Origin of the sequence: Pseudomonas sp. RW409, assembly GCF_003184125.1 — a bacterium.
In the GTDB taxonomy this organism is placed as follows: domain Bacteria; phylum Pseudomonadota; class Gammaproteobacteria; order Pseudomonadales; family Pseudomonadaceae; genus Aquipseudomonas; species Aquipseudomonas chlororaphis_I.
In genome coordinates this window covers 599,040-613,940 of the sequence record NZ_QHHP01000021.1, presented here as the reverse complement: position 1 = coordinate 613,940, position 14,901 = coordinate 599,040, and the positions used below count along the sequence as shown (strand labels likewise).

14 protein-coding genes are annotated in these 14,901 nt (G+C 67.8%); 10 read left to right on the top strand and 4 right to left on the bottom strand.

Annotation, left to right across the window (positions count from 1 at the left end; all coding sequences use genetic code 11):
* The first annotated feature begins 557 nt into the window (after positions 1-557).
* A complete protein-coding gene (locus DK261_RS11560; protein WP_110175721.1) occupies positions 558-2,393 on the top strand; it encodes a nitric oxide reductase activation protein NorD in 1,836 nt (611 codons plus the stop codon).
* Between the two features lie 481 nt (positions 2,394-2,874).
* On the opposite strand, the gene DK261_RS11555 is transcribed toward DK261_RS11560, so the two are convergent.
* Positions 2,875-3,069, bottom strand: a complete 195-nt coding sequence (locus DK261_RS11555) for a hypothetical protein (protein ID WP_016704286.1) — start codon at positions 3,067-3,069, stop codon at positions 2,875-2,877.
* Complete coding sequence (locus DK261_RS11550; protein ID WP_009049464.1) at positions 3,066-3,749, bottom strand: Crp/Fnr family transcriptional regulator; 684 nt, start codon at positions 3,747-3,749, stop codon at positions 3,066-3,068. The genes DK261_RS11555 and DK261_RS11550 overlap by 4 nt, the downstream gene beginning before the upstream one ends.
* A 597-nt stretch (positions 3,750-4,346) precedes the next feature.
* Here DK261_RS11550 and DK261_RS11545 point away from each other — a divergent pair.
* Positions 4,347-5,537, top strand: a complete 1,191-nt coding sequence (locus DK261_RS11545; protein WP_110175720.1) for an NnrS family protein — start codon at positions 4,347-4,349, stop codon at positions 5,535-5,537.
* Positions 5,538-5,565: 28 nt separating this feature from the next.
* On the top strand, positions 5,566-6,006 hold the full coding sequence (locus tag DK261_RS11540) for a CopD family copper resistance protein (RefSeq protein WP_016704283.1): 441 nt from the start codon (positions 5,566-5,568) through the stop codon (positions 6,004-6,006).
* Positions 6,007-6,047: 41 nt separating this feature from the next.
* Here DK261_RS11540 and ytfE read toward each other — a convergent pair whose 3' ends face one another.
* Complete coding sequence (ytfE, locus tag DK261_RS11535) at positions 6,048-6,764, bottom strand: iron-sulfur cluster repair protein YtfE (RefSeq protein ID WP_110175719.1); 717 nt, start codon at positions 6,762-6,764, stop codon at positions 6,048-6,050.
* Between the two features lie 155 nt (positions 6,765-6,919).
* Here ytfE and norR point away from each other — a divergent pair, with 155 nt between their 5' ends.
* From norR to DK261_RS11500, 7 genes are all read left to right on the top strand, one after another.
* A complete protein-coding gene (gene norR / locus DK261_RS11530) occupies positions 6,920-8,446 on the top strand; it encodes a nitric oxide reductase transcriptional regulator NorR (protein ID WP_110175825.1) in 1,527 nt (508 codons plus the stop codon).
* Positions 8,447-8,889: 443 nt separating this feature from the next.
* Entirely contained in the window at positions 8,890-9,537 is a 648-nt protein-coding gene (gene pdxH, locus DK261_RS11525; RefSeq protein WP_016704279.1) for a pyridoxamine 5'-phosphate oxidase, read from the top strand.
* Between the two features lie 97 nt (positions 9,538-9,634).
* Positions 9,635-10,201 carry a molybdenum cofactor biosynthesis protein B gene (moaB, locus tag DK261_RS11520; protein WP_009049458.1) on the top strand — a complete coding sequence of 189 codons (567 nt, stop codon included), beginning with the start codon at positions 9,635-9,637 and terminating at the stop codon, positions 10,199-10,201.
* The gene (gene glp, locus DK261_RS11515) at positions 10,198-11,433 is read left to right on the top strand and encodes a gephyrin-like molybdotransferase Glp (protein WP_038633146.1); all 1,236 of its coding nucleotides are present in this window, start codon (positions 10,198-10,200) and stop codon (positions 11,431-11,433) included. Before moaB ends, glp begins: the two co-directional genes overlap by 4 nt.
* Positions 11,434-11,543: 110 nt before the next feature.
* Positions 11,544-12,539 (top strand): peptidase U32 family protein, encoded by a 996-nt coding sequence (locus tag DK261_RS11510; RefSeq protein WP_038633144.1) that lies wholly within the window; start codon positions 11,544-11,546, stop codon positions 12,537-12,539.
* Between the two features lie 10 nt (positions 12,540-12,549).
* On the top strand, positions 12,550-13,440 hold the full coding sequence (locus DK261_RS11505) for a U32 family peptidase (protein ID WP_016704275.1): 891 nt from the start codon (positions 12,550-12,552) through the stop codon (positions 13,438-13,440).
* The gene (locus DK261_RS11500; protein WP_016704274.1) at positions 13,434-13,916 is read left to right on the top strand and encodes an SCP2 domain-containing protein; all 483 of its coding nucleotides are present in this window, start codon (positions 13,434-13,436) and stop codon (positions 13,914-13,916) included. The genes DK261_RS11505 and DK261_RS11500 overlap by 7 nt, the downstream gene beginning before the upstream one ends.
* A 302-nt stretch (positions 13,917-14,218) precedes the next feature.
* Here DK261_RS11500 and DK261_RS11495 read toward each other — a convergent pair whose 3' ends face one another.
* On the bottom strand, positions 14,219-14,896 hold the full coding sequence (locus tag DK261_RS11495; RefSeq protein WP_016704273.1) for a Crp/Fnr family transcriptional regulator: 678 nt from the start codon (positions 14,894-14,896) through the stop codon (positions 14,219-14,221).
* Positions 14,897-14,901: the final 5 nt, after the last annotated feature.

Below are 14,901 nucleotides of genomic sequence, written 5' to 3'. Positions count from 1 at the left end.
CGCAAACCGGGCCATGCGGTCTTTCAGGCAAATCGCGTGCACAGGTTTTGCGAGGACTGCGTCGGAATGCCGCCCACCTCGATCGCAGCCTCGCAGGCTCGGCAGCGGCTACAGGACAGGCACGACGACGATCTCTATGTAGCCGCTGTCGAGCGAAGCGAGGCTGCGATCGGCAGCGCAGCGGCCGCAAACCGGGCCATGCGGTCTTTCCGGCAAACCGCGTGCACAGGCTTTGCGAAGACTGCGTCGGAATGCCGCCCACCTCGATCGCAGCCTCGCAGGCTCGGCAGCGGCTACAGGACAGGCACGACGACGGTCTCTATGTAGCCGCTGCCGAGCGCAGCGAGGCTGCGATCGGTCGCACAGCGGCCGCAAACCGGGCCATGCGGTCTTTCAGGCAAATCGCGTGCACAGGTTCTGCGAGGACTGCGTCGGAATGCCGCCCACCTCGATCGCAGCCTCGCGGGCTCGGCAGCGGCTACGAAGATTGGATAGCGCTGGAAAAGGTCGGTCCGGTTGACCGGACCGTTTTTCTGTACTGGAAAAAAGGAGGTTCCATGGCCTTCACCCTGGAACTGGAAGAGTGGGTCGGCAGTGTCTGGCACCGTTTCATCACCCGCCGCGCCAGCGTGGATTTTCCCGAGGCGCGGGTCGAGCTGGCGCCGCGCCAACGGGCCCTGGCCCTGTTGTTGCGGGCCATGGGCGGGGACGGTCGCGGCGTCGAGGCGGCCAGCGAGCGCGACCTGCTGTTGCGCCGCAGCCTGTTGCAGCAGATCGCCGGCACTTGCCGGCAACTGCCCCTGGCCTGGTGCGACGCCGACAACCTGCGCCTGCCGGCCAGCCTCGCGGTGTTTCCCGAGGCGGCGTTGAACGAAGAGCTGTATCGCTGGCTGGCCCTGCTGGCGGCGCAGTCCGGGCCGATGCGCCATTGGGGCCGGGACAACCAGCGCTGGACCCGGCGCCTGTTGCAACGCTACCCGGCGTTGCAGGATCGCTACCAGCGGCTGGTCGAGGCGCATCTGCAACTGCGCCCCGATCCGGCCTCGCTGAGCCGCCCCGAGGCCGCGCTGGAGCGGGCCTTGTGCCAGGCCCTGCGCGAGCCCGGCAGTGTCGCCGAGTTTCCCCGCAGCGAACGCGCGGCCTGGCCCGTGCCGTTGTGGCTGTACCCACCGCTGCACCTGGCCAGCCCGCTGGCCGCCGATCTTGAGGACTCGCCGGAGGACCTGGCGACCACGGCCGGCGAGCAGGCCGGCGGACGCAAGCGCGCCAGCCGGGTCGAGGACCATAGCCGCGACGGCGGCCTGCTGATCCTGCGCCTGGAGAATCTGTTCAGCTGGACCGAGCATGTGGACCTCGACCGCTGGGCCGACGACAGCGAAGACCCGGACGCCGCCCGGGTCGCCGCCGACCTGGATGAGCTGACCCTGTCGCGCACCCGCCTGCGCAAGGGCGGCGGCCTCAAGCTGCACCTCGACCTGCCGCCGGCGGATGTCGATGACATTCCCCTGGGCGAGGGCATCCACTTGCCGGAATGGGACTATCGCAAGGGGCGGCTGCAGGAAGCTTTCGTCAACCTGCAGATGCTGGTGCCGCGCGATTGCCAGGCGCAGCCGCTGCCGTCGCGCCTGAAGCCGTCGGCGCAGCTGTTGCGGCGGCAGTTCCAGCAGCTGCGCAACGACCGGCAGTGGTTGCGCCAGCAGCCCCAGGGTTCGGAGCTGGACATGCAGGCCTGGCTGGATTTTCACGTCGAGCGCGCCCATGGCGCCTGCGCCGAGCGCGGCCTGTTCATGGAGCAGCGCCAGACCCGGCGTGACCTGGCGTGCCTGCTGCTGGCCGATGTCTCGATGTCCACCGACGCCCACCTCAACGACGAGCACCGGGTGATCGAGGTGATCCGCGACAGCTTGCTGCTGTTCGGCGAAACCCTGGCTGACCTGGGTGACGACTTTGCCCTGTACGGGTTTTCCTCGTTGCGCCGCCAGCAGGTGCGCATGCAGGAACTCAAGGCCTTCGACCAGCGTTACGACGACCACACCCGCGGGCGGATCCAGGGGCTCAAGCCGGGGTTCTATACCCGCATGGGCGCGGCGATCCGCCAGGCCACGCGCCTGCTCGCGGGCTGCAAGCGCCAGCGCAAGTTGTTGCTGTTGTTGACCGATGGCAAGCCCAACGACCTCGACCTCTACGAAGGCCGCTATGGCGTCGAGGACACCCGCGAGGCGGTGCTGGAAGCGCGCCGCCAGGGGCTGACGCCGTTCTGCATCACCATCGACCGCGAAGCAGCGGCTTACCTGCCGTACATGTTCGGCGCCAATGGCTACACCTTGATCCGCCAGCCCGAGCAACTGCCGCTGCGTTTGCCGCAGTTGTATCGACAGCTGACCCAGCCTTGAGGCGCAACACCCCTTGACGGCAGGCGCCTGGCTCGCCAGCGAAGAGACCCTCGGCTGTTGCCCGCCGCCTGGGACACCTTCGCCGGCGAGGGCAGGCGAGGGGGAAGGGTTCAAGGTTCCAGGCAAACCTGGTGTGCAGGCCTTGCGGGGACTGCATCGCAAGGCCAATCAGGCAACGCGTTATTTCAGGTAAATCTCGCGCATAGGTTTTGCGAGGACTGCGTCGGAATGCCGCCCACCTCGATCGCAGCCTCGCTAACGCTCGACAGCGGCTACACGTAGAGACCAGAGCCATGCGCGGTCTTGTAGCCGCTGCCGAGCCTGCGAGGCTGCGATCGGCTGCGTAGCGGCCGCAAAACGGGCAACTCGGCAGCGGCTACAAGACCGCGCACGACTCCAGACCTGTAGCCGCTGTCGAGCGTTAGCGAGGCTGCGATCGGCTGCGTAGCGGCCGCAACGGTGTTCCAGGCAAAAGCGTCCGCTAGGAGCGCGGCAGCCAGAAGAACATCGCCACGCAGAACAGCGTCAGACCGATGCAGAACCCGGTAAAGCGCCGCAACCGGCGTTGTTCGGCGTGCGCCGCAGTGGCTGGCAGCGGCATGCCGCAATGGCGGCAGGAGGCCTGCCGGGGTGGGTTGGAGCCTTGGCAATACAGGCAGACCGGCCCGGCGCTCATTCGAATTGCTCCAGGCGCGGGCGGTCGAGAATCACGATCTGGCGGCCGTCCTGGCTGATGATCTTTTCATCGATCAGGCGGCGGATGATCCGCGAGAAGGTCTCCGGCTGGATCGCCAGGTGGCCGGCGATCAACTGCTTGGCCATCGGCAGTTCGAACTGGCGCTCCACCGGTTGCAGCTGCATCAACTGCGTCAGCAGATACCGCACCACCCTGTGGGTGGCGTTCTTCAGCGACAGGGTTTCGATCTCGTTGACCCGCTGGTGCAGGCGCACGCAGAGCTTGCCGAGCAGGGCGAAGGTCAGGCGGCTGTTGCTTTGCAGCAGGCGCAGGTAGGTGTCGTTGGACAGCCGATAGAGCTGGGTCGGGCCGATGGCTTCGGCCGAGGCCACATAGTCCGGCGTGTCCATCAGCATCATGGCCTCGGCGAAGGTCTGGCGCGGGCCGATGACCTCGAACACTTTCTCCTGACCGTCCGGCGTCAGGCGGTAGATCTTCACCGCGCCGGCGATCACGAAATAGAAGGCCTCGGCCGGCTCGCCCTGGCGAAACAGCGGGTCACCCTTGTCGAGGCTGAGCAACTGGCTGGCCGCCATCAGCTCGTCCAGCTGTTCCTCGTTGAGGGGCTCGAACAGGTGATGGCTGCGCAGGATCTGGTGATGCACGCGATGAAGCACCATGAATATTCATCCTTAATGGTTTGGAGGGGAGGGCGGCTGCCAGGCAAGAGCTGCCGGAGCAGGGCTGTCAGACAAGGCCGAGGGCGACACGGCTGGCGAGGGCGAGGATCGCGCCGAGGACGACAAACCACGTCAGTGGCTGAAGGGTTTTTTTCAGGAAGGCTCCGGCGGTGTTCATGGTGGCTCCGGTAATTCGGGAGGGATGGGGGTGCCCTGTGTTCAGCAAGACCCGGGCCAGGCGCCAGGGCCCCTGTACGCGGGGGATCTGCGGTTGCATGGTCAAAAAGACCTGGCGATTTCGGGTGTAAATGACTAGCGAATGGTCAATTTGACCCGCTCATTGGAAGGCGAACCCCGGCACTGCGCCAGCCGCACCCCCGGCCCGCCGGCTTATGGCCGCGCGAGGCTGCGCCCGGGCCCCGGGGCACGCCCCTTGCACTGCCAGAAAGGACGGTAGGCACAACAGCCCGCCGCATCCCGGGCAAGCTTGATTTGCGACAACGGCAAGGGCGCGCCAATGGCCGATGATGGCCGGGGATTTCATTCGCCGCGTGTCGACCGTCGCCGGGTCGGCCGCTGGGTAAAGGAGTGGGCTTGATGCAAGTACTTGACCGTCGTGCAGCGCTGGCGATCGTGCCGCTGTTACGCCTGGCCTTCCGGCCGTTCTTTCTCGCCGGTTGTGTCCTGGCGCTGCTGGTGGTGCCGCTGTGGCTGACGGCCCTGCAGGGTGCCCTGGGCGACTGGCAACCGGCGGGGGGCTGGCTGGGCTGGCACCGCCACGAACTGCTGTTCGGTTTCGGCCTGGCGATCATCGCCGGCTTCCTGCTGACCGCAGCGCAGACCTGGACCGGCCAGCCGGGCCTGAGCGGCAAGCCGCTGGCGGCCCTGGCCCTGCTCTGGCTGGCCGCGCGCCTGGCCTGGCTGGGCAGCGCGCCCTGGCCGCTGCTGGCCGTGCTGGAGCTGGGGTTTCCCCTGGCGCTGGCATGGTTGATGGGGCGCATGCTGTGGAAGGTGCGCCAGCAACGTAATTACCCGATTGTCCTGGTGCTGCTGTTGCTCGCCGCGGCCGATGGCCTGTCGGTGGCCGGCCTGCTGCAAGGTCACGAAGGCTGGCAGCGCCAGGGCGTGCTGAGCGGCCTGTGGCTGGTGGCGGCGATGATGAGCCTGATCGGCGGGCGGGTGATTCCGTTTTTCACCCAGCGCGGCCTCGGTCGGGTCGCGGCCGTGACGCCCTGGCCGTGGCTCGATTATCTGCTGCTGGTGGGCTCGGCCTTGGTGGCGCTGCTGTATGCCGCCGGGCCGGCGCTGGTGGCCAATACCTGGGTCGGCGCGCTGTTCCTGCTGCTGGCGGCCGGGCACCTGCTGCGGCTGTGGCGCTGGCAGGACCGCGGGCTGTGGCGGGTGCCGCTGCTGTGGTCGCTGCACCTGGCCTACGCCTGGCTGGCGCTGGCCTGCCTGGGTATGGCGCTGTGGCATTTCGGCGCGCCGCTCAACCCCAGCCTGGCGCTGCATGGCCTGACCATTGGCGCCATGGCCGGGCTGATCCTGGCGATGATCGCCCGGGTCAGCCTGGGCCACACCGGGCGTGCGCTGGAGCCGCCGGCGGGCATGACCCTGGCGTTCATCCTGCTCAACCTGGCCTGCCTCAGCCGGGTGCTGCTGGTGCTCTGGCTGCCGGGGGCGGCGTTGTGGCTGGCGGGCCTGTGCTGGGCCCTGGCCTTTGCCCTGTACGTCTGGCGCTACGGGCCGATGCTGCTGCGGGCGCGGCTCGACGGGCATCCGGGTTGAGCCTGAACGCAGAGCTAGGAGAAGGGCAATGATCTACCCCTGGTTACTGGTCACGCATTTGCTGGCCGCCATCGCTTTTATCGGCACGTTGTTCTTCGAGGTGTGCATCTGGCATACGGCGCGCCGGCAACTGGCGAGCGACGCCCAAGTGGCGGCGGACCAGGCCATCGCGGTGCGTTCGCGCAAAGTCCTGCATGGCGTGGTGCTGCTGTTGTACGGCGCCGGCATCGGCCTGGCCTGGCAGCATCGCGGCGCCTTGAGCCAGCCCCTGGGCAGCAGTTTCGCCAGCCTGTTGAGCCTGAAGATTGTCCTGGCCCTGAGCATCATCGGCCATTACCTGTTGCTGGCGTACTGGCTCAAGACCGCGCGGCTGAGCGCCGGCCGCGCCTGCTGGATCCGCCGCAGCGTGCTGGGGCACATGCTGCTGATCGTGGTCCTGGCCAAGGCGATGTTCTATTGGCACGGCTGAATGAACGTGCCAGCCATAGGGCTGGCACGCAAGGGCGGGGCTCAAGCGTTCAGGGCATTGACGAACAGCACGTTGTTTTCCAGGTGGATGTGCTGCATCAGGTCGTCGCGAAATTCGCTCAGCCCGCGGTACAGCGCGCGCCAGGTGTTGCAGGCGTCGGCGGGCGGGGTGATGTGGTCGGTCAGCACCAGCAGCTTCTCCAGGGCCTCGCCATGTTGCTCGTGTTCCAGGCGCAGCACATGGATTGGCGGCGCCGCCCGGCGGCCCAGGCCTTGTTGCAGCATCGGGAACAGCACCTGTTCTTCCTTGAGCATGTGGCCTTCGAGCTCCTGCTGCATGTCCCGCAGGTGATCGGCCAGGCCGTTGGGGCAGTTGCTGCGGGCGCCATGCACCTGCTCCACGCGGCAGGCCAGGCGGATCAGTTCCGGCAGCTGTTCGCGGTGGCGGGCGTGGTAGCGGGTGAGGATATGGGCGATCAGTTGCTCGCTCGGTTCATCGCGCCAGTCCTGCTGCCGGGCGGCGCTGTCTTGCAGCAGGTGCAGGGCCTCGGCGATCTGCACCGGGTCGAGGCCTTTGCCGAGGGCGGCGTCGCGCAGGGTTTTCTGCCCGCCGCAGCAGAAGTCCAGCTTGAACTCATGAAATACCCGGCTGGCGCCGGGGATGTCGCAGGCCAGTTGGCCGAGGCTTTGCTCCAGGAGGTTGTGCTTCGAAGCGTCTGGTTGGGAAGGAGCGGGTCGTTCCAGCAGTGTCGGGTTCATCAGGTTTTCCTTGTTGGAGTGGCAACGGTTCCCCTGGGCCGTTGCAGCCGCCATGCCAGCTGTAACTTTTTGAAAATAATGGATTAATTTTTTGTCGTGGTGCGGATGACCCCGAAACCAAGGGGTTAAAACCACCAGAAAGGGTGATGACTACCATGTTGCGTGAAAGTCTGGCGGCCGACCTGATTGTCGAGTTGCCCAATGCCGTGCGGTTGCAGCGTCTGGTGCAGACCCTGCGGGAATACTTCAAGGCCGGGGCCGTGGGCCTGCTGCGCCTGGACGACGACAGCCTGCGGCCGCTGGCCACCGTCGGCCTGGTGCACGAAGCCATCGGCCGGCGCTTTGTGATTGCCCAGCACCCGCGCCTGGCGGCGATCATGGCGTCCCGCGAGCCGACCTGGTTCGAGCCCGACAGCTGCCTGCCGGACCCCTATGACGGGCTGCTCGACCACCCGGACAACGGGCCGCTGGCGGTGCACGACTGCATGGGCGTGAGCCTGTATGTGGAAGGGCGGGTCTGGGGCGCCATCACCCTCGACGCGCTGCGCCCCGGCACCTTCGACCGCCAGGCCCGCGACGAGCTCAAGCGTTGCAGCCTGCAGATCGAGGCGGCGCTGCGGGTCACCCGCCTGGAGCAGGAGAACCGCAGCCTGCGCCTGTCCCGCAGCGAGCCGCAGGATGCGCGCGGGCCGGTGGAGGAGGGCGAGATTCTCGGCCAGAGCGAAGTCCTGCATCAGTTGCTCAACGAGCTGGATGTGCTCGCCGATTCCGAATTGCCGGTGTTGCTGCTGGGCGAGACCGGGGTCGGCAAGGAGCTGTTCGCCCGCCGCCTGCATCGCCTGTCCCGGCGCGCCCACAAGCCGCTGGTGCAGGTCAACTGCGCGGCGCTGCCGGAGTCCCTGGCCGAGAGCGAGCTGTTCGGCCACGTCAAGGGTGCCTTCTCCGGCGCCACCAGCGACCGCGCTGGGCGCTTCGACGCGGCCAACGGTGGCACGCTGTTTCTCGACGAGGTCGGCGAGCTGCCGTTGAGCGTGCAGGCCAAGTTGCTGCGCACCCTGCAGAACGGCGAGATCCAGCGCCTGGGGGCGGACAAGCCGCTGCATGTGGATGTGCGCATCATCGCCGCGACCAACCGCCACCTGCCGGACAGCATCCGCGACGGGCTGTTTCGCGCCGACCTGTACCATCGGCTTTCGGTGTACCCGGTGCCGATCCCGCCGCTGCGCGAACGCGGCCCGGATGTGCTGGTGCTGGCCGGGCATTTCCTCGAGCTCAACCGCAGCCGTCTCGGCCTGCGTGGCCTGCGCCTGTCGCCGGCGGCCGAACGGGCGCTGCTGGCTTACCCCTGGCCGGGCAATGTGCGGGAACTGGAACACGTGATCAGCCGCGCCGCGCTCAAGCAGCTCAGCCGTGGCGGCAGTCGCAGCCAGATCCTGACCCTGGAGCCGGACGTGCTCGATCTCGACAGCTCGGTGAAGGGCGCGGAGCCGCTCGAACCGTCGCCACTGGCGGCCGACGACGGACCGTTCCAGCCCCTGAGCGAAGCCGTCGACGATTATCAGCGGCAGAAGATCCACCAGGCCCTGAGCCGCTGCCGCAACAACTGGGCCCGCGCCGCCCGCTTGCTGGAAGTCGATCCGAGCAACCTGCACAAACTGGCCCGGCGCCTGCGGCTCAAATAGCAGGCCGGCCGACGTTCGATTGCCTCTGTAGGAGCGAAGCTTGCTCGCGATGAACCTGAGAACGATGCGGGGTGTCAGGTTATGCGCGTCACCGTTGACGACCATCGCGAGCAAGCTTCGCTCCTACAGAAGCAACTGCTGGCGCGCCACATGTAGCCGCTGCCGAGCCTGCGAGGCTGCGATCGAGGTGGGCGGCATTCCGACGCAGTCCTCGCAAAGCCTGTGTACCGGATCTACCTGGAATACCGCGTCTCCTGGATTGGCGGCTGCTGCGCAGCCGATCGCAGCCTCGCTGCGCTCGGCAGCGGCTACGGAACATGGGTGTCTAGAGGGGGGCGCAGTTGCTACAGAAGATAGCGATCGGCAACTGCCGTTGATGGCGATCAAGGTCATGCCCGGCGCGGCCTCGCAGACTGCGCAAAACCCCAACGGAGATCACCCTCATGCCGCTTTCCCTGGCCCAGATGCGCCGTAACTACTGCCGCGATGGCCTGGCCGACGAGGCCGCGCCGGACGATCCGCTGCCGCTGTTCCAGCAGTGGCTGCAACAGGCCCGCGACACCGAGCAGGCGCCGGTGGAGGCCAACAGCATGTGCCTGGCCACGGTCGACGAGCAGGGCCAGCCCCATTGCCGGGTGCTGTTGCTCAAGGGCTTGAGTGCCGAGGGTTTCACCTTCTTCGGCAACTACCAGAGCGCCAAGGGCCTGGAACTGGCGGCCAATCCCCGGGCCGCCATGACCTTCTTCTGGCCGGCCCTGGAGCGCCAGGTGCGGATCGAAGGATTAGTCTCGCGGTTAGCGCCGCGGCTGTCGGATGTGTATTTCGATTCACGCTCCCTGGCCAGTCGCCTTGGTGCCTGGGCGTCGCCGCAAAGCCAGCCCTTGGCCAACCGGCTGCAACTGGAATCCCTGCTGGCCAGCACCACCAGCCGCTTCGACGGCCAGCCGGTGCCGCGCCCGGAACACTGGGGCGGCTACTGCCTGCGCCCGCAGCGCATGGAGTTCTGGCAAGGGCGCAGCGACCGCCTGCATGACCGCCTCGACTACCGCCTGCATGAGGGCGCCTGGCGCCACGGCCGGCTGGCGCCCTGAGGCTTGTCGCCCCGTCGAGGTACCTCCTTGGAGGAATAGGTTCCTCCAAGGATTCGGTTCAGGCTGGGGCCTATCTCATTCACGGGAAGGCTTGGATATGGCCCATCTGGCGCAACGCACGTTTCACCCCCTGAACATCGCCGTGCTGACCATCAGCGATACGCGCACCCTGGACACCGACACCTCGGGCCAGACCCTCAGCGACCTGTTGCAGGCCGCCGGCCATGTGCTGGTCGATCGCGGCCTGGTGCCGGACGACATCTACCAGATCCGCGCCCGCGTCTCGCAGTGGATCGCCGACCCCGAGGTGCAGGTGGTGCTGATGACCGGCGGCACCGGCTTCACCGCGCGGGACAACACGCCCCAGGCGGTAATGCCGCTGCTGGACAAGCATGTGGAAGGTTTCGGCGAGCTGTTTCGCCAGGTATCGGTGGAAGAGATCGGTATGTCCAGCCTGCAGTCGCGGGCCCTGGCCGGGGTCAGCAACGGCGTGCTGGTGGTGTGCGTGCCGGGCTCGCCGGGGGCCTGCCGCACGGCCTGGAACATGATCCTGCGCCCGCAGCTGGACAGCCGCACCGGCCCGTGCAATTTCGCCCCCCATCTCAAGCCGCAGCCCCATCAGGCGCCAGGGCAGCAGATCGAGGCCTGTGGGGTGCGGCCGTGACCGGCTGTGGCTGCGACAGCGGCCAACTGATCCCGGTGGACCAGGCCATCGCCCATCTGCTGGACCAGGTGCCGCCACCGCCCACGACCCAGGACATCGCCCTGGAGCAGGCCCTGGGCCGGGTGCTGGCGGCGGACATCCATTCGCCACTGAACCTGCCCGGCTGGGACAACAGCGCCATGGACGGCTACGCCTTGCGCGCCGCCGACCTGCCGCCTGCCGGTGGCCGCCTGACCCTGGACGGGCGGATCGCCGCCGGGCAGGCGGCGGACACACCCCTGGCGGCGGGGCAGGCGGTGCGCATCTTCACCGGCGCGCCCTTGCCGCCGGGGGCCGATACGGTGGTGCCCCAGGAGAGCTGCCGGGTCGAGGGCGGGCAGCTCTGCTTGCCGCCGGTGACGGTGGGCGATCACGTGCGCCGGCAGGGCGAGGAGGTGGCTCGCGGCGAGCTGTTGCTCGAGGCCGGCAAGCGCCTGCGCGCCCAGGAACTGGGGTTGCTGGCCGCTGCCGGGATCGCCCGGGTCGAGGTCTATCGGCCATTGCGCGTGTGCCTGCTGAGCAGCGGCGACGAGCTGCGCGAGCCCGGCCAGCCCCTGGCCCCGGGGCAGATCTACAACAGCAATCGTTACTGCCTGTCGGCGCTGCTGCGCGGTTGGGGCGTGGAAGTACACGACTACGGGGTGATGGCCGACGAGCTGGCGGCTAGCCGCCACGCCTTGAGCCTGGCCTCGTCGGAGTGCGACCTGCTGCTGACCTCGGGCGGGGTCTCGGTCGGTGAGGAAGACCACCTCAAGCAGGCCATCGAAGAGCTGGGCCACGTGGATTTCTGGCGCCTGGCGATCCAGCCGGGCAAGCCCCTGGCCTTTGGCGAAGTGGCCGGCAAACCGTGGATCGGCATGCCGGGCAATCCTTCGGCGGCGCTGGTGACCGCGCTGGTGGTGGTGCGGCCGTTCCTGCTGCGTGCCCAGGGCGTCACGGATGTGTTGCCGCGGCCCCTGGCGTTGCCGGCGGGTTTCGAGTGGCCGCTGCGCAACCGGCGGCGCCAGTATCTGCGTGCCCGCCTGGTGCCCGGCGAGGATGCCCAGACCAGCGTGCAACTGCACCCCCAGCAAAGCTCGGCGATGCTCAGCGCCGCCTGCTGGGCCGATGGCCTGGCGCTGGTGGAATGTGAGCGTCAGGTGCAGGTGGGCGACCCTGTGCCCTTCCTGTCGTTCGCCGAACTGATGCAGTGACGGCAATTGATTGCGGTCAAGGCCGTGGCTGCCGGTCTGGCTAGACTGGCAGCGCATTTCCGATCGCAGCATACGCGTCGCCCCGGCGCGTTCTTTGATGAGGAACCCCCATGCAACTGGTCTGCCCCGCAGGCAACCTGCCTGCGCTCAAAGCGGCGGTGCGCCAAGGCGCCGATGCCGTCTATGTCGGCTTTCGCGACGACACCAACGCCCGGCATTTCGCCGGCTTGAACATGGACGACAAGCAGTTCGACGCGGCGGTCGCGCACATTCGCCAGCACCAACGCAAACTCTATGTGGCGGTCAACACCTACCCCCAGCCCCAGGGCTGGGCGCGCTGGCAACGGGCGGTGGACCGCGCCGCCGATCATGGGGTCGACGCGCTGATTGCCGCCGACCCCGGGGTCCTGGCCTATGCCAGCCAGCGCCACCCGCAATTGAACCTGCACCTGTCGGTGCAGGGCTCGGCGACCAATGCCAGCGCCCTGGCGTTCTACGCCCAGCACTACAACATCCGCCGCGCGGTGCTGCCGCGGGTGCTGTCGCTGGCCCAGGTGCGCCAGGTGGCGGCCAGCAGCACGGTGCCGATCGAGGTGTTCGCCTTTGGCAGCCTGTGCATCATGGCCGAGGGGCGCTGCCACCTGTCTTCCTACATCACCGGCGAGTCGCCGAACCTGTGCGGCGTCTGTTCGCCGGCCAAGGCGGTGCGCTGGAGCGAGGACGCCGAAGGCTTGAGCGCGCGCCTCAGCGAAGTGCTGATCGACCGCTACACCGATAACGAAGCGGCCGGCTACCCGACCCTGTGCAAGGGCCGCTTCCTGGTCGAAGGCAGGCGCTTCCATGCTCTGGAGGAACCCACCAGTCTCGACACCCTGGACCTGCTGCCGGAGCTGGCGGCGATTGGCGTCGAGGCGGTGAAGATCGAAGGCCGCCAGCGCAGCCCGGCCTATGTCGAGCAGGTCACCCGGGTCTGGCGCGCGGCGCTGGATGCCCATCGCGCCGCGCCCGCGAATTTTGCGGTCAAGGACCAGTGGCGCCTGGTGCTGGCCGCTCTGTCCGAGGGCAGCCAGACCACCCTGGGTGCCTACCACCGATCATGGCAATGAGGAATTCGCGATGAAGCTCAGCCTGGGCCCCGTCCTGTTCTATTGGGACAAGGAACAATTGGGGCGTTTCTATGCCGAGATGTCGGCCTTGCCCCTGGATGTGATTTACCTGGGGGAAACCGTGTGTTCGAAACGCCGGGCGCTGTCCCTGGACCAGTGGCTGGGCCTGGGGCGCGAACTGCAGGGCTGTAGCCGGGCGCAGATCGTGCTGTCCAGCCTGACCCTGATCGAAGCCGCCTCGGAGCTGTCGAGCCTGCGGCGCCTGTGCGACAACGGCGAGCTGCTGGTGGAGGCCAACGACATGGGCGCGGTGCAGTTCCTCGCCGAGCGCAAGCTGCCGTTCGTCGGTGGCCCGGCGCTCAACCTGTACAACGGCCACGCCCTGGCGCAGTTGCAGGCCTGCGGGATGATCCGCTGGGTGCCGCCGGTGGAGTGTTCGGCGACGCTGATCCGCGCGGTGCTGGATCAGGTACGGGAATTGGGCCAGGCCGTGCCCGAGGTCGAAGTCTTCGCCTATGGGCATCTGCCGCTGGCGTATTCCGCGCGCTGCTTTACCGCCCGGGCCCAGGACCGGCCCAAGGACGACTGCCAGTTCTGCTGCATCCAGTACCCCGACGGCCTGGCGCTGAGCAGCCAGGAAGGCCAGGCGCTGTTCACCCTCAATGGCATCCAGACTATGTCGGCGGAGGTCACCAATCTGCTGGCGGACTACGCCGGGCTGGTGGCCTGCGGCGCCGACCTGCTGCGCCTGAGCCCGCGGGCCCAGGGCATGGGCGAGGTGATCGAGGCCTATCAGCGGGTGCGCCAGGGTGCGACGCCACCGCTGTTCGTCGAGGGCTGCAACGGTTACTGGCATGGCCAGGCCGGGATGTTGCGCGTCGAGGAGGTGGGCCTGTGCTGAGTGGCAAATCCAAACGCAAGGAATGGCTGCTGCGCAGCGCCGACCGGCTGCTGCCATGGCTGCGGCGGGTGCCGTTCGGCGTGCAGCGCCTGGCCTTGCAGCAGGGGCTCAACCGCTGCCTGGCCGAGCCGCTGCGCGCCGGCGAATTCGACCTGCTGCGCCGGCGCTGGCTGTGCCTGCGGATTCCCGACCTGGGCCTGGCCTGGTACGTGACCCGCGACCGCGACGGCCTGCGCATCGCCGCGCGGGCCCGGGCCGACGTGACCATCAGCGGCAACTGGCGTGAGTTCCTGCTGCTGGCCAGCCGCCAGGAAGACCCGGACACCCTGTTCTTCCGCCGGCGCCTGGTGATCGAGGGCGATACCGAACTGGGCCTGACCCTGAAGAACCTGATCGACAGCCTCGACCCGGATGTGTTGCCGGTCTGGCTGTGGCGCGGCCTGGAGCGGGCGGGGAAGGGGCTGGCGGCGGGTTGAGTCACGGGGGCGCCGGGCAATGCCTTTTGCAGGCGCCGGCGACCGGGATAACGCGGCGTGCCTGAGACGACGCCTCGCGAGCAAGCTGCGCTCCTACAGGTGTCCGGCCAGTCCTCGTTCGCAGCCTCGCTGCGCTGGGTAGCGACCACAAGACCGTGTGCGGCTCCGGCTACCCCCTGTAGGAGCGCAGCTTGCTCGCGATGGTCGTCAACGATGACGCGCGCAACCTGACACCCCGCATTGCCCTCAGGTTCATCGCGCGCAAGCTGCACTCCTACAGGGGCGGTGTTCACCGATTGGGGTCAGCCCTGGTAGGTGGCTAGTTGCTCGGCGCCGAGGATCAGGATAGTGCGCCGTTCCATGGCGATCAGGCCGCTGTCCACCAGACGATGGAGGATGCGCGAGAAGGTCTCCGGCTGGATCCCCAGCTTCGAGGCCACCAGGCGCTTGGACACCTGCAGCACCACCTCGCCGCTGAGCGGGTCGCGTTCCTGCAACAGGAAATTCACCACCCGCCGGCTGGCGCTGCCCAGGGTCAGGGTGTCGATGTCCTTGAGGCGCTGGTGCAGGTGCACGCTCATGCTCGCCAGGATTGCCAGGCACACCTGCGGCTGGTCCTCCAGGGCGTGGCGGTAATGGTTGCCGTCGATGCTGATCAGCACGCTGTCTTTCAGCGCGCTGGCGTTCACCGGGTAGAAGCGCGCCTGGCTGAACAGCAGGGCCTCGGCGAAGGTCTGCCCGGGCTGGATGATTTCCACCAGGTTTTCCTGGCCTTCGCCGCTGATGCGGTACAGCTTGACCTGGCCGCTGACCAACAGGAAAAAGCGTTTGGCCGGGTCGCCCTGGTGCATCAGGGTGTTGTGGCTGGGCAGGCGCCTGAGCCTGGCCTGGGCGCAGACCTCCTCGAAGACCTTGTCCGGCAACTGGCTGAACAGATGATGGCGCCGCAGGAACAGCACGATGGAAGGGTGGGTCAGCATGGGTA